This is a genomic window from Sporomusa termitida (assembly GCF_007641255.1).
In the GTDB taxonomy this organism is placed as follows: Bacteria; Bacillota; Negativicutes; order Sporomusales; family Sporomusaceae; genus Sporomusa; species Sporomusa termitida.
In genome coordinates this window covers 1,244,250-1,266,781 of sequence record NZ_CP036259.1, presented here as the reverse complement: position 1 = coordinate 1,266,781, position 22,532 = coordinate 1,244,250, and the positions used below count along the sequence as shown (strand labels likewise).

Sequence of the window (22,532 nt, the reverse complement as noted above, 5' to 3'; positions counted from 1 at the left end):
TGCATTTGCGCCAAAGAAATGAATAATCGCTAGGCACAATGCACACCGCCCGGCTACACCCCGTAAATATAAGCAGGGGCTGCTGCCCATAGTTTTTGCTCCTATCGGCAGCAGCCCTTCCTACTATGATGCTTGCTATCTTATTGAACGGTTACTTAGGGCTTAGGCGGCGTTGCCCCATTGATGCTTTCCTCAAAGATTGTACCTTTTCTGAAGCTTGATTCTTTAAAGGCAAACTTCATTAACAGGATATAGGCGATCCCGGCGACAACAAAACCGATAACCCAGGCCAGTTCCACTTTCATGAAGGCAGCACCGGCGCCAATCAGCATGGCCAGAATCGCGCTGGGGTTATAACCGGCAAAGGGACCGTCTTCTTTATATAAATCGGCAACATTTACTGTTTGCTTTCTTAATATATAGTATTCGATCAGTAAGATGGACACGATCGGCCCTAAAAATGCCGAATAGATAAGGATGAACATCCCCAGCCCCTCGGCGGAGGAATCCTGCACAAGCACCCAGGGGCAGGACCCTAAGGCCAGCAGTCCGGAGATGGTAACTGCCGTTTTATACTTCAGCTTCGTAATTAGCGTAATCACATAAGTCGGCGGAATAATATTGGCAACCATGTTTACGGCTACTGCCCCCATAACAATAAAGGCGGATACAAAGAAGGTAATATACGGGTTATTAATTACGATGGCAAAGGCCTTTACGGGATTAGAAACACCGGTTGCCGCCGCCAGCATTGCCCCGATACATAAGACGAAACCGTAGGCTATCAGAATCGGCAGGAAGTATAAAAATCCCCGCTTGGCATCACTAATACCGGCTTTCAGTTCTCGGGAATAGTCGGCTGCGCTTAAAAAAATAGCAGCATAATTTCCCATAAACATCATGATGAAGGCAAAGAACGGCAAGCCCCAGGTGCCTTGGGCATGAACCCATTTTTCCACAATCACGCCGCTGTGAGCGTTCAGAAGAATACCAAACACATAAATCAGCGCCACCATGATAACAATCGATATCACCGATTCCACCCATTTGATGGCATGAAAGCCGTAGAGCGAGAGCACGATCTGCGCTAACTGCAGCACGACAAAGCAAACAAAAATATTGTCAAAACTGCCGCCGGTAATAATTTTTGCGATTTCATTCAGCGCCGTACCGCCGATCCAGCTTTGAAACCCGTACCAGATAATAGCAGGAATGCCGCGCAGCAGGGATGATATTATGCAGCCTTTCATCCCGAAAGACATTCTGAGCTGGACAACATAGGGTATGCCGGTTCTGTAGCCAAGCCTGTCATTTAAAGCGAACACACCGGAGATAATGCCAATGGCAATAATTGCGGCGGCAAAGGTCTGAAAGATATTCAGGGTTGCAATTCCCGCCACCACCAAACTGGCTCCAAGGGTCATATTGCCTAAATTAACGCCATCGCCCAGCCACATAAACATATAGTCGACCGGGCCAACCGTCCGGCCGGACGCGGGCTTCGGACCGAGGGACTCATCGACGCCCATATCCGGCTGGACCGGCACTGTTGTGGAATCGCCGCTTTCTAATTTTGTATACATCGTCAAACCACACCTTCTCTCTTTTATTCTTGCCGCCGTACGGAGAATGATCGGTTTAGAACTTGGGTCTCACGTGTTTGCCAATCGGTTTTGATACAATCCGGCCATGTTTAAAAACAGTTGTCCCCCGGAGAATTGTTTGCGTCACGGTTCCCTGGAAGGTGGCACCGACATAAGGGCTTACTTGATGCTTGTAGAAAAGGTCCTCTGCCTGTAAGGCAAAACTCTTCGCCAAATCTACCAGGGCAAAATCCCCGTCATAGCCAACAGCAATCTTCCCCTTGCCCGGAATGTTAAATATTTCGTTAACATTCTGGGCAGTCAGCCGGGCGATGTCCTCCAGGGCAACCTTGCGGGCATGGCCGGCATGGGTCAGCAGGGCCGGCAGGGTTGTCTGACAGGCTGAGATTCCCCCCCAGACTTTTAAGAATTCCCCGTCTTTCAGCTTCGGGTCGCAGGGTGAATGGTCGGAGGAAACAAAGGCGATCTCGCCGTTTAACAAGCGGGCCCACATTTTCGCCTGGTTTTTAGGATCGCGAATCGGGGGCGAGCATTTGGCCACTGTACCCAGCTGTTCCACATCGTCAGCAGTAAGAATCAGGTAATGGCCGATTGTTTCGCAGCAGACATCAACCCCTCTGCGTCTGGCCTCGGTAACAAGCGCCACGGCCCTGGCCGTGCTGATATGAGCGATGATCAGTTTACAGCCCGTCTCCTCGGCCAAAGAAATCATACGCGCAACATTTTCTATCTCCGTAATGGGCGGGCGGGCCGCAAAATAATCCCGTACTGTTGTTTTATTATGCATTAGCGCCTTTGCGGTCAGCGCGCTTGTAATTTCGGCATTCTCACAATGCACCATCAGCGGCAGGCCAAGCTTGGCCAGTGTTTCCATGCCTACCAGGGCCGTATAGTCGTCCGCCCGGCCGAATTCATCGATGCCGCTAAAGCAGGAGAAGGCTTTAAAGCCAATTACCCCGCACTCCGCCAGCTCTGCCAGTTTATCCAGATTGTTGGGAGTAAACCCGCCCCAAAAGCCATAATCAACCAAAGAATCCCGCTGGGCCACCGCCAGCTTGGCATTAAAGGTTTTGGCGTCCAGCGTGCAGGGGCTGCAGTTCAGCGGCATATCAAAGTAAAGCACGCCGCCGCCGGCGGCCAGGGCCTGGCTGCCGGTCGCAATCGTTTCCCACTCGGTTCTCCCCGGGTCGTTAAAATGCACATGTCCGTCTGTTATGCCGGGAAATACATGCTGCCCTGCTGCATCAATCGTTTCCCTCGCCTCGCCGGCTATTTCTTCGGCTATTTCCACAATCTTTTCATCACAAACAGCAACATCCGCTTTTATTACCCCCTCCGGACAAACAAGCAGCCCGTTACGAATAATGACCTCATAGCGCTTATTCACCTAATTCCCCCCTTATCTTATTTTTTTAACAAATTCGCCAAACCCTTGCCGGCCAATAAGCTTGCCGCCGCTGGCGACAACCTGGCCCCGGACCAAAGTGCATACAGGCAGACCGACGCCCTTTAAGCCCACAAAAGCTGAAATTTTATTAACATAATACAAAGACTCCGGGGTAATCTCCCATTCCTGGTCCGGATCTAAAATAACAAGATCGGCATCGAAGCCCACTTCAATGGCCCCTTTTTGTCCGTATATTCCGAAAACGCGGGCCGGTCCGGCACTCAGGGCCCGGGCGAGGATGGTCGGGCTGTAGCCTCTCTTGACCACACCTTCACTGAATACTGCCTGCATGGTGTTCTGGATGCCGCTGATGCCGCCCCAGGCCCCAAAAATGCCATGTTTCTGTTCACTTTTTTCGCTGAGTTCGCAGGGTGAATGGTCTGAGCCGATACAGCTTAGGGTGCCGTTATTAACATATTCCCACATTGCTTCTACGGCCGCCGGTTCCCGCAGCGGTGGCGCACACTTGAACAGGCTGCCGTTTTTGATTACATCCTGATCGGTAAAGGTAAGATAGTGGCCACAGGTCTCCGCGGTAACATCAACCCCGTCCAGCTGGGCATCCCTGATGATTTTTGCCACTCGCGGGTGGCTTACATGGCAGATATGAATCTTGGCCCCCAGCTCTCCGGCCAGGCTGATGATGTTTTGCGTGGCAATCAGTTCAGCAATAACCGGTCTTGAATCGAGAAAATCCTGCCAGTCATGCTTAGCCTTCCTCCGGGCCCGGGTTTCCTCCCATTTGATGATGGAATAATCCTCGCAGTGGAAGCCGGCCCGGGCGCCGGCCTGCTGTAGAATTTCCATAGCTTCTTTCGCCTGACCGATAGTTAAAGATACGTAATCCGGGGAAACCGGACCGATAAAGGATTTGAAGGCAACACAGCCCTTCTCGTCAAGTTCTTGCAGGCTGGCAAGATTATAGTCCACCAGCCCGCCCCAGAAGCAGTAATCGACATAAGCCTGAGACGAAACATGGGCCAGCTTTTTGTCAAAAATGCTGCCGTCAGTAAGCGCCGGCTCATTCTGCAGGGGCATGTCCACGATTGTGGTAAACCCGCCTACCGCGGCGGCGGCAGTACCGTGGGCATAATCCTCCCGCCAGTTATAGCCCGGATCATTCAGATGAGCATGGCTGTCGATAGCGCCCGGGAAAATATACTTGCCCTGCGCGTCAATGACCTCATCGCCTGTGACAGCGGCCCCCGGCTCTGCTATGGCGGCAATTTTGCCGGCCCGGATACACAGGCTGGCGGCAAAAATCCGGTCTGCCGTTACAATCCTGCCGTTTTTGATAACCAGATTAAACATGGTAAAACCTCCCTTAACAATATCCGCACTGACCTGGACAAAAGGGGTGCTTTGCTCAACCTGCAGCCCTGTTTACCTGGCAAAAGCCCCTTTTTTATCATAAGCATTGTTATGAATGACATCAGAAACAAGGTAATTGTAAACATCATCCACAATTTCAATGCCGTCTCTCTCGTAGTTCTGTTCTCTGATAAGACTGGACTGACCGGGGTACATAACCGCGGCAAAGCCAGGCGCCGGCTTGATGTTATTCAAGTCCGCCATCGTTTGGTTTATATTTTGTAAAAACTCATTCAGGTCTGTAAAATATTCAGGGTTGATCACAATATGCAGCTGGCCTAAATTTCGTCCCTCACTTAAATCATGATACATCGAGCTTACCTTACCGCCAAAAGGAACTCCCAGCAGCACGCCTGACAAAACATCCACCATCATTTGCAGGGCATAGCCCTTAGGACCGGCAATCGGTACCAAAGCATTGACTTTAAACGGGTCTGTGGTCGGGGCACCGGTTTCATCCACCGCCCAGGTATCCGGTATTGCTTCTTGCCTGGACCGGGCATGCAGGATCTTGCCCCAGGCCTGAACCGTGGTAGCCATATCCAGCATTAATATCCTGCCGTCTTGACTGGGGGCGGCAAAAGCGATGGGATGGGTTCCGTAATAGGGCTCGGCCCCGCCGTAAGGAACCACCATCGGATCTGACTGACACACGGCAATGCCGATAAGCTTCTCTTTGGCGGCTTGCTGCACAAAGTAGGATAAGGCGCCGCTGTGGCCAATCCGCCGGACCCCAACGACGGCGATGCCTGTTTCCCTGGCCATTTTAATCGCTTCATCCATAGCCAGCTTGGCAGCAACGTGGCCGGCGCCATTGTCGCCTTCAAAAATACCGCTGCAGGGCCCGGTTCTGGTGAAGGTAAAGTGCGGCTTCGTATTTGTCCCGCCTTTGGCAATCCGTTCGGCATAATATTCCACCCGCATGGCGCCATGAGAATGCACGCCCCTGGCATCGGCGTGCACCAGGACATCGGCAACAATATCCGCGTGCTCGTCGTTTAAGCCTGCCCGGCAGAATTTTCTTTTCATCAGTTCTTTTAATTCAGCTCTTGCTATTCTCATGTCAGCACCTCAAATCCTTAGTATTTGCACCTTATAAAGCGGCATCACGATTGCAATCTTTCGAATAAAGATAAGACAGCTTCTCACGGCCTACGGCATAAACAGCCTGTGGCACGTACGGACCAAACCAGATATAATCCCCTTTCTTGACAGGAATCCACTCATTATCCAGATAATACAAGCCTTCACCGGAGAATAAATACGCCCCGTGTTCCTGTACATGCGTCTCGACAAAGGGATGGCTTCCGGCCGGCTCAAATGTGAGAATATGCATATTCATATCAAACGCCAAATCAGTTGGCAGCAGATCAATGATTTTGACGTTTTCCATATCGTCATAAATTCTCTCGGCAATTTCATTGACATTGCCGACAACAACCCAGGGCTGGGTCCCTTCTACTGCTTCATACCTCTGTTTATACAGAATAAGCTGGGTTTCATTGTCGGCCAGGTTTTGCAGGAACAGCTTGTCCCCGGGCGGGCAGTACATATAGCCGCCGGCTTCCAGGACCGCGGCCTGGGCCTCGGTATGGGCTTTTATTTTTCCGGCCATACAATAGACAAAGGTTTCTATGCCGGCACCGCCAAAACCCCGGGTATTCCGGCCCTCCGGCTCCATTGCCACCAGGTAATGCACAAAGCTTGCGCCCATTTTCGGCGATGCCAGAATCGACACTTTGCACTGTTCAAACCCCGGTATCACATTATTCACCAGGCCTGCCGGCGGAATGATGGCATAACTGCCATGTTTGATAACGGCTCTGCTGACCAATAAGTCTTTGGGATATCCCATACTGTGTTCCACTCCTTCTGTTTATTTATATGCTAATTCATATAACGCGCCGGCCAGGGCTTGTACCCCGGCAGCCAGGTCACGGGGCGCGGTATACTCCAAAGGTGAATGGCTAATGCCTTTATGGCTTGGCACAAACAACATTGCCGTGGGGATGAAGGGAGCCATAATCTGAGAATCGTGTCCGGCCCCGCTGTGCATCATTTTATAACTCAGCCCGTTTTGCTCGCATTGCTTTTTTAAAACCTCAACAATGGCAGTATCCATAGGCACCGGCTCGGCATCCATCCACATGTCGATATCGATTTTCACACCGGCCTGACCGGCAATCTGCCGCATTCTGGCCGTCACTGCTTCTGTAAAACCAGCCAAAACTTCTTTATGCGTATGGCGGGCATCTAATGTAAACAATGCCTTGCCGGGTACTACATTAACGATATTGGGCTCCAGCTCCACTTTGCCCACTGTCGCTACCAGGGGATCACCGTAGCTTGCTGTTATATCCATAATCGCACAAATAATACGGCTGGCGGCATAAATTGCATCTTTGCGGTACCCCATCGGGGTTGTGCCGGCATGATTGGCCTCGCCGGTAATCTCGACGGTAAAACGCCGCTGGCCAACAATATGCTCCACAATCCCTACTGATTTGTTTTCCGCTTCCAGCACACCGCCCTGCTCGACATGAACCTCTACAAATGCTTGCAGGTCTTGCCTTACGGCACTGCCCTCGGGCCGGAAGCGGAAACCGGCTTTGCCCATCGCCTCGGTAAAGGATATGCCGGCAAAGTCCTCCATGTCTTCCACGTCTGCCCGCCTGGCAAGCCCCAGAATATTTTTTACGCCCCAGAAGGCATAAGGGAAGCGGCTGCCTTCCTCTTCAGCCATAGAAACCACTTCAATATTACGCAGTGGCTGTCCATATTCTTGCTGCAAGTACTTCAGCGCAATAATTCCGGCAATGATCCCGAACTGACCGTCATACAACCCGCCATTTTTCACAGTATCCACATGGGAACCTGTTAAAATTGTCTCCTCCGGATAAACTGATCCTGCCAGCCGGCCGAATAAATTGCCGACGTCATCGTATTGAACAACAAGGCCGGCCTGCTGCATATATTGTGCCAACGCCTGTTGCGCCTCCACCCACTCGGGTTTATAGAGGAAACGCGAGACTCCGCCAGTCGAATCTTTACCAAATTCGCCCAGCCAGTGGAGAAGTTTTTCGGTTTCCTGTCCAAAATCAAACGTACTCATGGTTTCCCTCCTGAATTGCCAATATATAAAAACTCATCCCAAGGGAGAGCGCTTTCCCTGTGCCTGATATCCCTGTTTTACAAGGCTGGAAACACTGCGGGTACCTTGTAAGTTAGGTTAATTATACTGAATCTTTTTATTTTTCCACCAGTGCATAGTTTGTAAATAAATCAGGCATAACTGTGCATATTGCATATTCATTCAATTGCGACAATATACCTTAGGCCCATTCGGCAGCTGTTCTGCATAATGATGCCAATTTGGCAGGAATTTGCAGCAGAATGTCGAATCAAGCTTACATTTCTATTATTTACGGTGGGGGCTAATTATGCATTTACTCATCAAAGATGTTCTCCAGCTTTTTCAGGACAAATCAGTATCCCTGGCGGCTGGCTTGGCCGGACTGGATAATACCGTAATATCCGTAAATATTATGGATGCACCGGATATTCTGAATTGGGTAAAACCCGGTGATCTGATCTTAACAACTGCCTATATTGCCAAAGACGATCCGGTCTTGCAGGAGCGCTTAATCAAAGATCTTGCCGCCATCGGCGCTGCCGGGCTGGGTATCAAAACCAAGCGGTTTTTGCCGGAAATTCCCGCTATTATAAAAAAAACGGCCGATGAATTGAGCTTTCCCATTCTTGACCTGCCGTTGGACATGTCCCTGTCCGAAATTATGAACCCGATTATCAGCAATATTGCCAACCGGCAATCCTATGTATTACACCGGACGATCGAAATCCAGAAAGCCCTGACCAGAGTTGCCATTCAGGGTGAGGGCTTATGCTCGATTATAACCTGCCTCGGCAAGCTCACCCAGTGCCCTGTCGGCTGCTATGATGTCAACGGTTCCCCGCTCGCCCGCTGGCTCCCGGAAAACCTGCCGGGGATACCTGACCGTATTGTCAGGCAAATTGCCGCCCTGCTGGAGAAGCAAGTGGAAAACAATGACGAGCTGCAGGGTTTGCTGGCCCGGACAAAATCCCCCTGGACCCAGAGTCTCAGCATCGAAACCGGCTGCTATCTGCTCACCTCCTTCCCGGTTATGTCTGACAACGAAACCTTTGGCCATATCTCAATCGTCCAGCTAAATGACACTTTCGCCGATATTAACGATGTGGCGTTGGAACAAACCTGCATCGTGGCTGCCCTGGATTTCGCCAAGCAAAAAGCAATCGCCCAAAGCCGCCGGTTACATTCCCGCGATATACTTGAATATATATTATTCGATGATTTGGCAAAACCTAATGTGGCCGAAGTGTTAACCGGCTCCAGGCTAATGCATGCTAAATTCTTTGAGTGCTGGGTTGTTCAACTGGCTGAAGACGAGAATGTGGTAAACATCCCGGTCCTGTTAACCCGCATTTACAAAACCACGCAGCAATTGGTCACAGCCGCCAGTCCCCTGTCCATCGTGTCGGAACGCACAGGCAAAATCATTGTTCTTATGGCCTCTGCCAACAGCTTTATTAATAATGAGCCACATTTAGGGATAATATTGCATAACACCTTGACCAGCCTGTATCAGGACCTTACCATCTCGATTGGCGTAGGCACACTGTCGACTAAGCTAAGTGATGCCCGGCAAAGTTTTCATAATGCCTTAACCTGCCTGCGCCTGGGCCAGCAAATCAAGGGCAATGGCCACATTACTTTTCCTTATGAGATTGCCTGTTACTCCATTTTAGAAAACGATGCTGCGGCCGCCATCTTAGCGCAGGTCTGCAGCTCGATTATTGAGAAACTGGAATATGGGGAGAAAAACTCCGGCACCGATCTATTGCAAACCCTGGAAAAATATCTTGAATGTGACAAAAGCCTGACGGAAACGGCCAGTGAACTGTATATTCACAGGAATACACTCTCTAACCGGCTGGAAAAAATTATGGATATCGTGAATTTGGATTTTACCAACAAAGAATTGGTCTTTTGCCTGCGCCTGGCTTTGCGGCGGCGAAAAATAAGCGGTGGTCAAGCCGGAAAAAAAAGCCGTGAGCTATAAGGCCTAAGCCTCTCCGGCCGCAGGTAGTTCACCAAAGGAAAGGGGATTCAGATGGAATTTAATTTACAGACAGGTATGAAAGCAGAAAGATCAGAACAGGTGACCAGCGAAAACACGGCTATTAAATATGGCAGTGGCGGCGTCGCCGTATATGCCACGCCGGCCATGGTCGGACTCATGGAGGGAACCTGCCTGGCGGCAGTTGATCCGCACCTGCCGTCAGGCCTGGCTACAGTGGGGATTGAGCTTGCCGTCAAGCATCTGGCGGCCACGCCGGTTGGCATGACGGTCCGGGCTACAGCCGAGCTGACGGCAATCGCCGGTAAAAAGCTGACCTTTACTATTGAAGCCTATGATGACAGGGAGAAAATAGGTCAGGGCACACACGAACGCTACATCATTGATCTTGCTAAATTCCTGAAAAAGGCTGAAAGTAAAACTATTCTGTAAATATTAAACCGAGCCGCTGCTAATGACTGTAAACAGTCATTAGCAGCGGCTCGGTTTTTCCACCATAGCAAGCTGCCGGCGGCAGCAAATATTATTTTGAATTACACAACCAGCGAAGACAGGACAGCTGCTTTAGTTACAATCCCGACAAGCTGTCCGTTGTCGTTGGTAACGGCAATGGGGTATTTGGCCTCAGCGGCAACAGGCATCAGTTCCTGCAGCGATACCTCCGGCGTTGTCAGCGGGATATCCCGGATAACAGCCTCCTCCAGGGTAAGCTCGCCACTGCGGACCCGCATCGCATGATCAAGCGTCAACAACCCTGCCAGCCGCATGTTTTCATCCACCATGTAGACGCTGGAAACACCGCTGGAGCGCATCTGCTGCATGGCCACATGCCAGCCGGCCCCGGCCATGATGATTGCCGACGGAGCGGTCATGACCTGCCTGACAGATAAAATCCTGGTCCTGTCAATATCTTTGATCAGGTTTTCAACATATCCATCAGCCGGTTTTTCCAGCAGTTCCTCCGGTGTGCCGGTCTGAATCAGGCGGCCGTCCTTCAAGATGGCCACCCGATTACCGATCTTAAAGGCTTCATTAATATCATGGGTGATAAAGATAATCGTCTTGCGCACTTTTTTCTGAATACTTAACAGCTCAAACTGCATATCCCGGCGAATAATGGGGTCAAGCGCCGAAAACGGTTCATCCATCAATAATATATCCGGATCATTGGCCAGGGCCCGCGCCAGACCGACCCGCTGCCGCATTCCCCCGCTCAGGGCATTGATCGGGTGCTGCTCCCAGCCGGACAGGCCGACCAGTTCGATCATGGCCAGGGCTGTTTGCTCACGCTCCGGGGCCGGCGTATTTTTTACTTCCAGGCCATAAGTCACATTTCCCAATACATTGCGGTGGCTCATGAGGCCAAAATTCTGAAAAACCATGGCAATATTATTACGCCGGTATTCCATGAGCTGCTGTTTGGAAAACCTGGTGACATTGGCGTCCTTAAAAAAAATATCGCCGGCAGTAGGCTGATGCAGCAGGTTCAGACACCGGACAAGCGTGGATTTGCCACTACCGGACAAACCGATAATAACAAAAATCTCGCCGTCCCCAATCGACAGGCTGACATCAAAAATCCCCACTGTTACCCCGGTAGACTTTTGTATATCGTTTTTTTCGGCGCCGGCCTGCAGTTTTTTTAGCGCGGCTGCCGTGTTGGTGCCAAATAGCATGCTTAACTGGTGTACCCTTAAAATCTCCTTCACGGGGCGGTCTCCTTCCTTATTGCTTCTTAACGGCTGAAACCCCCTGGGTCAGGCGGTCAATAATGATCGCCACAATGACAATCGCCACCCCGGCCGTGAACCCGCGCCCGATTTCCAGGCGGTTAATCCCGATAAGCACCTCCATGCCTAAACCCTTGGCACCAATCATGGCACAAGTGACCACCATGGCAACAGCCATCATAATTGTCTGGTTGACGCCGGCCATAATGGTTGGCAGGGCCTGGGGGATCTGGACCTTAACCAGTGTCTGGCCCCAGGTGGAACCAAAGGACCGGGCGGCTTCCACCACTTCGGCATCTACCTGCCTGATCGCATGGCTTGTAAGGCGGATCACCGGCGGCACTGCGTAGATTGTGGTGGCAATCACTGCCGGTACCTGCCCCAGACCAAAAAACATAACTGCCGGTATCAGATAGACAAAGGTCGGCATGGTCTGCATGGCATCAAGGACCGGTCTGGCAGCCTGATTGGCTTTGTCACTGCCGGACACCAGGATACCAAGCGGGAAACCAATGCATAAAGATATAAGGACTGAGGCGATTACCAGCGAAATCGTTTCCAGCATCAGCTGCCATAAGCCCAGAAAACCAATGCTCAGCAGCAGGCAGCTAAACAGCAGACCCCGGGCCGGCCTGCCGTTTGTCCGCCAGCCCCACACACCAACCCCAATGACTGTCAGCCACCAGGGAATCAATTCCACTACAAATTGAATACTCAGAGTAAAACCAGATAGTACGGCTTTAATAAAATCAAAAACCCCACCATAATTTTTACTCAAATACAGGATGGCCTGATTAATGGGAGTACCGATGTCAAATTGCAATACTTCCGGAAATGTCGTAAACAAGTGTTCCACTACTCTCTCCCACCTGATTCATTATTTAAGGGCATTTTTAATTTTTTCGGCCTGTCCGGGTGTTACCCACTGCTGCCATAAAGCCTCATTGTTGGCCAGAAACCATTTGGCAGTCTCAGGATAACCGGCCTTGGTTTCGCTCATATGAGCCAGCGCTTTAGCGGTAATATCGCTTGATGTTTTATATTTTTTCAGGAAGTCAACAACATCCGGTGCTTTCGCCGCCAGATCTTTATTGGTGCTGATCGTGACTTTGACGGCAGCAAAGTCACCTTTGCCTTCGGTAAACGTGTCCGGATCATGAGGCGTATCCTGCAGTCTGACCATGTCATATTTGCCGGTCAGCCAGGTCGGTTCCCAGTAATAGCCCACAATCGGCAGCCCTTTTTCATAAGCGGTGGTAAACGCTGCCGCCAGGGCGGCATCGGAGCCGGGACGGAAATAGGTGAAGTCTTTATCCAGACCATAATTCATATACTTTTTATAGAGGATCTTATCGACTTCCCAGCCGGGGATGGCCCCGTAAATGCGCCCTTTACCGCTGGTTTCCGGGTCAGCAAAAACCTCTTTGTATTTCTTTAAATCCTGTACAGTTTTTAGTTCTGGCGCCAATGGCCGGATATTGCGTTCTTCGTCCCCCTCAATCACATAGCGGGGAACATACAGGCCTTGCGCATTATCATCAAAATTTATACCTAACTCTAGGATATTGCCTTGTTCCACATCGGTTTTGTAATCGGACAGATTATCGGTCCAGGCTTCCATGTAAATATCCAGATCGCCATTTTTCATGGCCTGATAGGTAAGCGTGGAGGTGCCGCTGGTCTCTTCCACTTTGTACCCCATACCGTGCTGGATCATAAACATAGCCACGGCATTATGAAACTTAATGCTGTCCCAACCGGCATCAGCAAACTTTAATGTAACCTGTCGGTCAGATGATTGTTGACTGCTGCCGCAGCCGGCAAGCAATACCAGCATGGCACCAATGATCAGCAGCAAAAGTACCGTTTTCCTTTTCAACATATCTTCACTCCTTTTTCGTTCACAACTCACAACTTTATTTTAGTATGCAAGTTGTTACTCTGTCAAGACAGAAACAAAAAGAATAAAACAGGCACGGCCTGCTTGCTAACCCGCTTAGCGGCTTAAAAAGCAATGGCCGTGCCTGCTGCTGAACAGCGGTTGCTATCCGGTTAACCCTCAGTCATCATCCGTTCCACCCGCTTAAAGACACCGGTATCGCCAATAAACAGAATGATATCGGTAGGCATAAAGCAAGCATACGGGCCCGGTGACACAATCACCTTGCCGTCCCGCTTGATGCCCACGATCGTGGCGCCGGTACCCTGCCAGAACTGCACATCACCGATCATTTTTCCCAGCAGCGGTGAATTCAACGGCACCTCAAATTCCATAATGTGGATAGGGTTAATATTCCGCAGCCGTTCGCTAAGATCAAACATATGCTCAATGGTTTCCAATATCTCCTGGTTTAGGCTATTGCGTTCGCCAATTTTTTTATAGATATCGGCTTTCAGGTCCCGTAAGTCTTTGCCGGTATTATATTTTTCCAAATACTGCAGGGCATTTACCCGGGACTTAATGGTTACGCCGCTGCCTGTAAGCACCTCGACAATCCCCATGTCTTCCAGCAAGCGCAGCGAACGCCGGATCGTTTCCGGTGATACATTATATTCACTTGCCAGTAAAGAACGCCCCGATATCCGGGACCCTTCCTTCAGCTCGCCTTTGGCAATACGAGTCGCTATATCCAGGGCAATCTGCGAGTAAACCGGAGTATCGATAAAGTTTTTCATGTTATCCCACACCTCATAATGTATGCTAATTATCTATCTCAGCATCATACATAAAAAGAAACATTACGGCAAGCTCAACAGGCTTACACAACGCTTTGTCCGCCACAACCAGGAGCATTGCAGGCCATCAGGATGCCGATTGCGATTGAATTTAGCTTGGCAATATCAGAATCGGCGCGCGAGGTTAGGACAACCGGGGCTTTGGCTCCCACAACAATGCCAGCTATTTTGCCTCTGGCAAAAAACACGATCGATTTATACAGCATATTGCCTGCTTCTATAAAAGGCATTAACAATATATCCGCCTGGCCGGCCACCGGATTGACAATCCCCTTATGCCGGGCCGCCGTCACCGATACTGCATTGTCCAGCGCCAAAGGACCGGCAACTGTGCAGCCCTTTAGCTCGCCGTTTTCATTCATGGTCACCAGCGCAGCGGCATCCAGGGTGGCTTGCATCTTGGCGTTGGTTTTTTCAACAGCACAGACACAGGCTACCTTAGGCTGGTCATTGCCCAGTGCCCGGGCAACCTGTACCGCATTGTCAATAATTTGCTTTTTGATCAACACATCCGGGTCAATGTTCATGGCGGCATCGGTAATGTAAAATAACCGGTCATAGCCGCTGATTTCAGCTACGGCTACATGCGACAGTACATTGTCTGTCCGGAGTCCGGTTTCTTTGTGCAGAACCGCCTTCAGGATTACGGCCGTTTCTACCAGGCCTTTCATAACAACCTGGGCTTCGCCCCGGGCCACAAGCTGCACGGCGGTCTGGCATGCCGCCGTGTTATCGGCTTGATCAACAATGGTAAAACGTTCGATCCCGATATGACGTTCCCGGGCAATTTGCCGGATTTGCGCCGCATTACCCACCAGTATGGCATCGGCAATCCCCAGTGCTTGAGCCTGTTGTACGGCAAGCAGGACTTCCGCATCCTGCGCAACGGCAACAGCAATTGTTTTTGGCCCTTTAGCCTGGGCGGCCTGGATAATCTCTGCAAAATTTTTTATCATTGCATTACCCCTTATCCGTTTTTGTGAAATTCATTAAGCAATGTTAGCTGCCTTAATTTTACCACAAACCGGGCCACAGTTAGCGACTGTTTTTTCAAAAAAACACACTCACCGTCCCTGGGTCCGGATTAAAAGCCGCGCTTTTTGGCAGCGGCCGGATTTAGGGTATTGTTTCCCGGTTTGCGCTTGGAACTCAGCTTTTGCCGGTTAGGCGAAGATCCCACCCATGTTGGTTTTCATTACTTTTTGCCGAATCGCTGCCACATCGGTGCTGTAGAGGTTTTTCTTTTTCATACTCTCAAAATACACAGACCCGGAGAAGGTGTACTTTTTAGTCAGACCTTCCGGGGTCTGCATCTTTTCATTTACATGGGCAATAGCATCCCCGCAGGCCAGTTCCCGGGAAATTTCGATTGGCTTTTGCCCCAGCGCCACTCTGGCCGCGTTATGACCGGCCAGGGTGCCGGTAACAATGGCCTCGGTGTGGCCGACAAGCAGCCCGGCTTTTTCGCCGGCACAAAAAACATTGTTCAGACCTTGCACTTTTAAGGTATTGTCCCGGGGCAGCATGCCGAAATAGCGCATGGAATTGCCGATGCCGCCGGCATAGGGATCTTCAAAACGGGCATTGGCACAGCCGGGTATTTGCCGCAATACCTCCAGCGGATAATAGGCTGACATCAGTTTGGCATGACCGGTATCGAGCAGGACAATATTCTCGGCAAATTCCTTGAGGGCGTACTGCTGGCACGCCTTTTGGCCAAGAGATTCCATACTTTTTTGCAGGCGGGGCGGAACGGCAATTACGCAGACACCGGTTCTGTCCAGCTGTTCCCGGACTGCCGGATCAAGCGAATCTTTATGCAGCTTGCAGGAGCCGCTCATGGCCCCCAAGGTGCCATCGGCTTTTTCGCCAATAATTTCTTGCACCCCCGCTTTCGCGGCAATGCTGAACCGGGGGCCAAAGGTCGGGCAGCGATAGATACACATGACACAGCCATTGCCGTATTTCATGCAATTGCCCTGAGGACCGGCAGTACCTGATGCATCGACAAACGCGTCGCCGTCAGCCGCAATCGCCTCACCGTGCAGCAGACTGGCCGCCACTTGCACAACGTTAGCACCATCCATGACAACATCGTTGATCCGGGTTTTGATATGAAGTTTTACGCCGGCAGCCTGCAGGGCCCGGCGGACCGCCGGCTCAATAGCGGCTACATCATACAGACTAACATGGTTATGCCCGGGGAATGAGATGTTTCTATGGCGTGAATGGGCATCACAGATTTGAAACAGCTCACCGCCGCCCATGGCAATACACTCTTCGGTCGCGGTAAAACGGCCATTGTTACGCATAATCCCGCCCACCAGGCCGGTGCCAAGCAGCATGTCAGCCCGTTCAAACAACTCAACCTCACAACCGGTTTTCCTGGCTGCCAGGGCAGCGGCGGCCCCCGACCAGCCGCCACCGGCAATCACTATTTTTTTGCTCATTTGATCCCTCCTCAGCTTACGCTGGAATTTAATTTATTCGACTTATGCTCACCGGCTCACCCCGCTGCCGCGCCGGCCCTGGAACAAAACAGGCCGAGGCATCATAATATACAGGAAATCAGGGGGGTGTGTGATTAACAATGAAGTGTTGTTGGGAATGGAAGGCCCAACAGGACATCCCGGTAATTCCCCGTAATTTTTTTACCACCAGGGTGCCGGCCCCAGACGGTATCGGCCAGGCGGCAGCCGGCTGGGACGAATTCCAGGTTGCCGGCTTGATTAAAGCCGGACACCGCCTGGCAGGGTGCGGGCGAAATAATGTCTGCCGCCGGGAAGACAGGGCGGCCCGGCCGGGACCGGGCGCGATGGAAGCCGCGCCGTCCGCCTGGGTAGCCTGCCAGAGCAAGCCCTCTGCACTATTATTTAAAATTACCACTGATATTATCCTTGATCCCGGCCTGCTGGCTTCCTGCCTGTGGTTAGACGTTGGCCAGGAGAATGAGCCGCCGATACATATTCGCCTTAACCAGCCGGCTGTACGGCTTAACTGGCCGTCACGGGGTACCGTTGTCGTCAGTATTGATAAACTCTAACCAGCAAGCGGCCACAGCTGTGGCCAGAGTCCCCGCCAGGGTTTACCCCTTGGCCTCACTCCCCGGGGAACCGGTACTTGCCAGTGCCAGCGCCGGTGCAGACTGTTTTTCTGTCAGTTCATCCAGGGATTTATTCATAGTTTCCTTCCCCAGAAAGATAATATCGAACGCAATCATTGCCAGCACTGCCGTGAACATCATAAACACAGTGCCATACTGGTCGGAGCCGGTCATCAGCGCTCCCACCACAATCGGGGCGATAATGCCGCCGGTCCGGCCGCAGGCTGCGGCCCAGCCCACACCGGTAGCCCGCGCATGGGTGGGGTATTGCTCGGCCGAATAGGCATGGGTTATTCCCCAGGCCCCTAAGTTGCAAAAGGACATCACACAGCCCCAGAGGATGATACTGTCGGCCGAGGCGGCCTGGCCAAACATAAAGGCCGACAAGGCACAAACCACTAATAATGTCCCCATAGTCGCCTTGCGGCCCACCTTATCCACAAAGTAGGCGGCGGCAAAATAACCGGGAATCTGCGCCAGCGTCATATATAAGAGAAATTCAAAAGAACGGATGAGCGTATGCCCGCTTTGTACCAGCAGCGAGGGCAGCCAGGTAAATATACCGTAATAGGAATATACCATACCGAACCAGAGGACCCACAGGCAAATGGTGCGCCGGCGATATAAGGGGGACCAGAGGTCCATAAAGCCGAACTTTTTCGCAGTAATTCCCGCCAGGGGGGGCACCGGCGACGGTTCTCCCACCGGCACGCCCAATTCCCGCTCGATTTTGGCGACAAGCACATGGGCTTCGGTATGCAGGCCTTTGCTGGCAAGGTACATGGCCGATTCAGGCAGTATCCGCCAGACATAAACCACCACCAGCGCCGGGAGGGCGCCGATATAAAAAGCCAGCTGCCAGCCATATCGGGGAATAACCAGATAAGACAGCACCGCGGCCAGCAGCCAGCCAACAGCCCAGCTGCTATTTTGCAGCACCAGCATTTTCCCGCGGTGCTTTACCGGGGCGTACTCACTCATTAAGGCATTGGCTACCGGCGGCTGGCCGCCGACGCCGGCGCCGACTAAAAAACGGAAAACCAGCAAAGATTCATAATTCCAGGCCAGGCCGCACAGGCCGGTACCAATAGCATAGATGCCCAGCGTAGCGACGAAAATCTTTTTCCGCCCGATCCGGTCGGCCAGCGTGCCTGACAAAATGGCGCCAACCGCCATACCTAATAAGCCGGCACTGCTGATAAAGCCGATCTGGGCCGGCGACAGGTTCCAGGCCCCGATCATTTTTGCCAGTACGAAGGCAATAAGGCCGGTATCCAGGGCTTCAAAGGCAATACCGGAGCCCATTAACAGTAAAAGACGGTAATGAAAACTACCCAGGGGAAGATTACCTAAACGGTCTGTTATCGTTGCCATTATCTTATCCTCCTAATATTTTATAATTGACGAGAGTGCTTGAGCACAGCTGCGGTCCCCGCTTATATGTTTTACTCATACCTCCTTGCTTTGTTAATCAGGTACTCACGGGCAATATAATCCGCATAATTCCTGATTGCAGTGGTACCAACCCTATAGAGGGGGGTAGAAGTAATCCGCTCGCGAAACAGGACAACCTCCACCGCCGGCAGCAGGTTATGCAGGGCCGCAGCCAGCGGCAGCCCGTTCTCCAGCATTTCCATGGCATGCGAATTGCCAACAACAAAGTTAAGGCCTAACTCCGCTGCCTTGTTCACTAACTCACTATCCTCCCTTACCCGGCTGATGGAGGCGATGACAGTATCTGCTTCCGGATGCTCTTGCTTTATCCGCGCAAGGTGCTGGGCGGTAAAACCGGTATGAGGAAATATATGGATAATAGTCCCCACCTTGTTTTCCCGGCTGCCGACAAGCAGCTTGCCGCCGGTAGCAACATTGGTTTCACAGATTTCATTGCAATCGCGCACGTTTTTTTCTGTCAGCAGCATTTTTTGTTCCTCACCCATCCCCATAAATTCATTAAGCCTGTCCAAAATAGCGCCGATGGTTGGCACATCCGCCAGCGCCCGGCCGACATAGACGATATTGCCGGGGATATTGCCATAAGCAATGTCTACCCGGAAAGCCTGGTGTCCATGGATATAGGCGATACCGGGATGCAGCCCGTGGAAAGCCTCATGCAGTTCAAAAACCGACAACCCGTACAGGTCTAAATAGCCGCGCATATTGACGCCGCCCGAATTGGCGGCATCCACCACCGGATGATGAGCAATGATGGCATCAACACCGGTTGCCCCGGCCAATTCAATATTGCACTCGGTCAGGGTCATCGTCACCGCCAGCTTCTTTACCGGTGCTTCCAAGTCGCCGCACACCAGCCCCGGCAGCTCCATACAGGCTTTGCCGGGGATATGGGAGGACTTCATGATGACGAATTTATTGCTGCCGCTGAAAATGTCCGCCAGGCTTTTAACACACCGGCCGCCGGTAATTTGATCCAGTGCCGCCAAAACATCTTTTACTCTGATAATTTTGTCCAACCTCCTTGTTGTTAGGAAAACTTGGCTTATAGCAAGCCCCTTAGGACGCCGGCAGCAGCCGCCAGTGTCCTTTGGGTATTGGCTTGTGACAGGATAAAAAACAAAAGCTACCGCTTAGTCCTGGCACAGGCTGCGCATGTTTTACGCAGCCGGCGGCATTACACAAAGCGGTAGCTTTCAGCTCTCGTGCAGAGTTCCTACGGCCAACCTCAGATATTTTATTTGCTAATGCTGTTCCACTTGCTGCTTAACGCGTATTGCTAAGCAAGATAAAGGTTACAGCCAATTCATATTCAGGCGCATAATCTTTGAGAACACAGATGACAGGCAGCTGGATTTGCTCGATAAGTTCCTGCTTTAAACGGCGTTTATACTCGTCTAATATCGCCACATCGGCAATCCGGGAGGACATCCGGTCCTGCTGGTCAATGGCAGCCAAGGCCGGAATGCGCTTATGATCGGCGGTAATAATAATCTTGTCCTCCACAAGGGTTACCCGCTGTTTCCGCAGGCCTGTCCCAAACAGGGAAAGGTTGACCTGATTATTAACCCGGGCAATCTCTTGCTTTAAATCTGTATCCGCTACTTTCATAAAAATCGCTCCTACTTTATCAAAAACATCTGACCTCAACCTGGAACCCGACTTTGTAACCGGAGTAATTGTATTGTACAAGTAACGGTTACACAAAAATAAACCTCCCCGGCCAAGCTCTGGGGAGGTCTTCATTGACCAAGTTTCTTAAATTGTTTATATTTTAGCACGTGTTTGCTTTTCTTACAAGGGATAAATTGGATTTTTTCGCTAATCACCGGGTATATGCCTAGCCATAAGCGGGGATATTGACAAAATACTGATTGATTACTACAGGAGCCGGGATACTATGTTTAAAAAGAAAGTGCGCCATATTAACCGCTACCGTGAGCTTGCAACAGCACTGCTAAGCCAGGGATTTGACTATATTGTCGAAGAAATCGGCTTACTGCAGAAGATCCCTTATTACCAGCGCGTACGTCCGGTAATTACAGCCGGCAGCACCGGCGGGGTGAGTGAACGTATCCGGCTGGTGCTGCAGCAATTAGGCCCCACCTATGTCAAACTGGGCCAGATTGCCAGTACGCGGCCGGATCTGCTGCCCCGGGATCTTATTCATGAGCTGGAGAAATTGCAGGATAAAGTACCTGGTTTCCCTCTTGCCGGGGTTCGTTCTGTGCTTGAGGAAGAGTTGGGGGGAAAACTGGAAGAACTATTTTTGCAGTTTACGCCGGAGCCGTTGGCAGCGGCTTCTATCGGCCAGGTCCACCAGGCCGTGCTGACCAGTGGCGAGACCGTTGCCGTAAAGATTCAGCGCCCCGGTATTGTCACCGCGATAGAAACCGATTTGGAAATTCTGTACGAACTGGCGAGCCTGGCCGAACGCCGGTTTCTTTGGGCAAGATCATACCAGCTTGTCGATATGATTGATGAATTCGCAAAATCGCTCCTGCGTGAGCTCGACTACACAAGTGAAGCCCGCAATGCCGAAAAAATTGCCAAACAGTTTATCAATAACCACCTGATTTACATCCCCGGGGTATATTGGCAGTATTCGACGCACAAGGTGCTGACTGCAGAATATATCGAAGGCATAAAAATCAGCAGCAGTGAATTGTTGGCGCAACAGGGCTATAATCTCTCCCTCTTAGCCGAACGGTTTGCCGAAGGGATCTTGCAGCAGATTTTTATGGAAGGCTTCTTCCACGGCGATCCTCATCCCGGCAATGTTGTGGTGCTGCCGGGAGAAGTCATTGCGTTTCTGGATTTTGGCATGGTCGGCCGCCTCAGCACCGAAATGAAATATAATCTATCGTCAGTGGTAATCGGCTTAATGCGTCAGAATGCGGAGGAATTAACCAATGCCATTTTCCGGATGGGAACGGTTCCCGATCAGGTCAACAGGCTGCAGCTGCGGGCAGATATTGAGATGTTACGGGAAAAATATTATGGTGTGCCGTTAAGCAAGGTCAGTCTGGGGGAGGCGGTCAGCAGCATTTTTGCCGTCGCCCTCAAACACAAAATTAAGATCCCGGCCGATTTGGTGTTAGTCGGCAAAGCCTTGCTGACCATGGAGGGGGTTGTGGAAAAGCTTGACCCCAACGTAAGCATTCTGGATATTGCCGAACCCTTCGGCCGGCAGCTGCTGCGAGAGCGCCTGCATCCTAAAAACCTGGCCAGAACCTGGCTGCGAAACCTGAATGACTTTAGTGAGATCTTGTTTCAGTTTCCACAGCATTTTCATGAGCTAAGAGCCATTGTCAGACACGGGCGCCTGCAGGTGGAGATAGCATTGCCTGCGATCGAGCAGATCCTGAAAGCCCAGGACCGTATAAGTAACCGCTTGTCCTTCAGCGTAGTTCTCCTGGCCTTCAGCCTGATTATGTCCAGTATTATCATCAGTTTGAGTATTGCCGGGCAATATTCCCTGTTATGGAAACTGCCGGTTGTCGAAATCGGCTTCGGGATCGCCATGCTCCTGTTTGGCTGGCTCCTGTACGCCATTATCCGTTCAGGCAAGCTGTAGGCGATTACTAAAGGAGGGCCTCCCACTCCGCCTCTTTAAACCCGATTAAAACCTTATCGCCGATAATCAGCAGCGGCCGTTTTACAAGCATGCCGTCGGTTGCCAGCAAGGCCAGCTGCTCCGCTGCCGGCATGGCTGCCAGTTTGTCCTTCAGGGCCAGGGATTTGTATAAACTGCCGCTGGTATTAAATAGTTTGCGGACCGGAACATTACTGTTCTGCCACCAGCGGTTTAACTCGGCGGCCGTTGGGTTGTGGTCCTTAATATTCCGCAGTTCATAGGCCAGGCCATGGGCATCAAGCCATTTTTTTGCCTTTTGGCAGGTCGTGCATTTGGGGTAGCAAAGGAATAGATATTTTTTTCCATAATCA

The 22,532-nt window shown here is 51.3% G+C and carries 19 protein-coding genes and 1 pseudogene; 4 read left to right on the top strand and 16 right to left on the bottom strand.

Annotation, left to right across the window (positions count from 1 at the left end):
* Positions 1-155: 155 nt before the first annotated feature.
* From SPTER_RS05665 to allC, 6 genes are all read right to left on the bottom strand, one after another.
* On the bottom strand, positions 156-1,583 hold the full coding sequence (locus SPTER_RS05665) for an NCS1 family transporter (protein ID WP_144349431.1): 1,428 nt from the start codon (positions 1,581-1,583) through the stop codon (positions 156-158).
* 55 nt (positions 1,584-1,638) lie between these two features.
* Entirely contained in the window at positions 1,639-2,991 is a 1,353-nt protein-coding gene (allB, locus tag SPTER_RS05660) for an allantoinase AllB (RefSeq protein ID WP_144349430.1), read from the bottom strand.
* A 12-nt stretch (positions 2,992-3,003) separates the two neighbouring features.
* Positions 3,004-4,362 carry an allantoinase AllB gene (gene allB / locus SPTER_RS05655; protein ID WP_144349429.1) on the bottom strand — a complete coding sequence of 453 codons (1,359 nt, stop codon included), beginning with the start codon at positions 4,360-4,362 and terminating at the stop codon, positions 3,004-3,006.
* A gap of 72 nt (positions 4,363-4,434) precedes the next feature.
* Positions 4,435-5,484 (bottom strand): ureidoglycolate dehydrogenase, encoded by a 1,050-nt coding sequence (allD, locus tag SPTER_RS05650; protein WP_144349428.1) that lies wholly within the window; start codon positions 5,482-5,484, stop codon positions 4,435-4,437.
* A gap of 31 nt (positions 5,485-5,515) precedes the next feature.
* Positions 5,516-6,277 (bottom strand): (S)-ureidoglycine aminohydrolase, encoded by a 762-nt coding sequence (allE, locus tag SPTER_RS05645; protein ID WP_144349427.1) that lies wholly within the window; start codon positions 6,275-6,277, stop codon positions 5,516-5,518.
* A gap of 21 nt (positions 6,278-6,298) precedes the next feature.
* On the bottom strand, positions 6,299-7,534 hold the full coding sequence (allC, locus tag SPTER_RS05640; RefSeq protein ID WP_144349426.1) for an allantoate deiminase: 1,236 nt from the start codon (positions 7,532-7,534) through the stop codon (positions 6,299-6,301).
* 328 nt (positions 7,535-7,862) lie between these two features.
* Between allC and SPTER_RS05635 the strand changes: the two genes are divergently transcribed.
* Together SPTER_RS05635 and SPTER_RS05630 are read left to right on the top strand one after the other, a co-directional pair.
* Positions 7,863-9,542, top strand: coding sequence for a PucR family transcriptional regulator (locus SPTER_RS05635; protein ID WP_144349425.1), 1,680 nt, complete (start codon positions 7,863-7,865; stop codon positions 9,540-9,542).
* A 51-nt stretch (positions 9,543-9,593) separates the two neighbouring features.
* A complete protein-coding gene (locus tag SPTER_RS05630; protein ID WP_144349424.1) occupies positions 9,594-9,992 on the top strand; it encodes a thioesterase family protein in 399 nt (132 codons plus the stop codon).
* Between the two features lie 101 nt (positions 9,993-10,093).
* On the opposite strand, the gene SPTER_RS05625 is transcribed toward SPTER_RS05630, so the two are convergent.
* The 6 genes from SPTER_RS05625 to SPTER_RS05600 form a co-directional block, all read right to left on the bottom strand.
* On the bottom strand, positions 10,094-11,269 hold the full coding sequence (locus tag SPTER_RS05625) for a quaternary amine ABC transporter ATP-binding protein (RefSeq protein ID WP_211367489.1): 1,176 nt from the start codon (positions 11,267-11,269) through the stop codon (positions 10,094-10,096).
* A 16-nt stretch (positions 11,270-11,285) separates the two neighbouring features.
* Entirely contained in the window at positions 11,286-12,146 is an 861-nt protein-coding gene (locus tag SPTER_RS05620; protein ID WP_246105497.1) for an ABC transporter permease, read from the bottom strand.
* Positions 12,147-12,167: 21 nt separating this feature from the next.
* Entirely contained in the window at positions 12,168-13,172 is a 1,005-nt protein-coding gene (locus SPTER_RS05615; protein ID WP_144349423.1) for an ABC transporter substrate-binding protein, read from the bottom strand.
* Positions 13,173-13,342: 170 nt separating this feature from the next.
* Positions 13,343-13,966, bottom strand: a complete 624-nt coding sequence (locus tag SPTER_RS05610) for a GntR family transcriptional regulator (RefSeq protein WP_144349422.1) — start codon at positions 13,964-13,966, stop codon at positions 13,343-13,345.
* A gap of 83 nt (positions 13,967-14,049) precedes the next feature.
* Entirely contained in the window at positions 14,050-14,982 is a 933-nt protein-coding gene (locus tag SPTER_RS05605) for a phosphate butyryltransferase (RefSeq protein WP_144349421.1), read from the bottom strand.
* A gap of 207 nt (positions 14,983-15,189) precedes the next feature.
* Positions 15,190-16,476, bottom strand: coding sequence for an FAD-dependent oxidoreductase (locus SPTER_RS05600; protein WP_144349420.1), 1,287 nt, complete (start codon positions 16,474-16,476; stop codon positions 15,190-15,192).
* 140 nt (positions 16,477-16,616) lie between these two features.
* On the opposite strand from SPTER_RS05600, the gene SPTER_RS05595 reads away from it, so the two are divergent.
* Positions 16,617-17,069 (top strand): hypothetical protein, encoded by a 453-nt coding sequence (locus tag SPTER_RS05595; RefSeq protein ID WP_144349419.1) that lies wholly within the window; start codon positions 16,617-16,619, stop codon positions 17,067-17,069.
* A gap of 42 nt (positions 17,070-17,111) precedes the next feature.
* Here SPTER_RS05595 and SPTER_RS05590 read toward each other — a convergent pair whose 3' ends face one another.
* From SPTER_RS05590 to SPTER_RS05580, 3 genes are all read right to left on the bottom strand, one after another.
* Positions 17,112-18,503: an MFS transporter gene (locus SPTER_RS05590; protein WP_144349418.1), complete on the bottom strand. Its 1,392-nt coding sequence runs from the start codon at positions 18,501-18,503 to the stop codon at positions 17,112-17,114.
* Between the two features lie 71 nt (positions 18,504-18,574).
* Entirely contained in the window at positions 18,575-19,603 is a 1,029-nt protein-coding gene (locus SPTER_RS05585; protein ID WP_211367487.1) for a Nif3-like dinuclear metal center hexameric protein, read from the bottom strand.
* 247 nt (positions 19,604-19,850) lie between these two features.
* Positions 19,851-20,195 (bottom strand): Na-translocating system protein MpsC family protein, encoded by a 345-nt coding sequence (locus SPTER_RS05580; RefSeq protein ID WP_170233164.1) that lies wholly within the window; start codon positions 20,193-20,195, stop codon positions 19,851-19,853.
* A gap of 289 nt (positions 20,196-20,484) precedes the next feature.
* Here SPTER_RS05580 and SPTER_RS05575 point away from each other — a divergent pair, with 289 nt between their 5' ends.
* The gene (locus tag SPTER_RS05575) at positions 20,485-22,161 is read left to right on the top strand and encodes an ABC1 kinase family protein (protein ID WP_144349416.1); all 1,677 of its coding nucleotides are present in this window, start codon (positions 20,485-20,487) and stop codon (positions 22,159-22,161) included.
* Between the two features lie 7 nt (positions 22,162-22,168).
* Here the strand turns inward: SPTER_RS05575 and SPTER_RS05570 are convergent.
* Positions 22,169-22,522: pseudogene (locus SPTER_RS05570) on the bottom strand (arsenate reductase family protein); the annotation flags it as partial.
* Between the last annotated feature and the right edge of the window lie 10 nt (positions 22,523-22,532).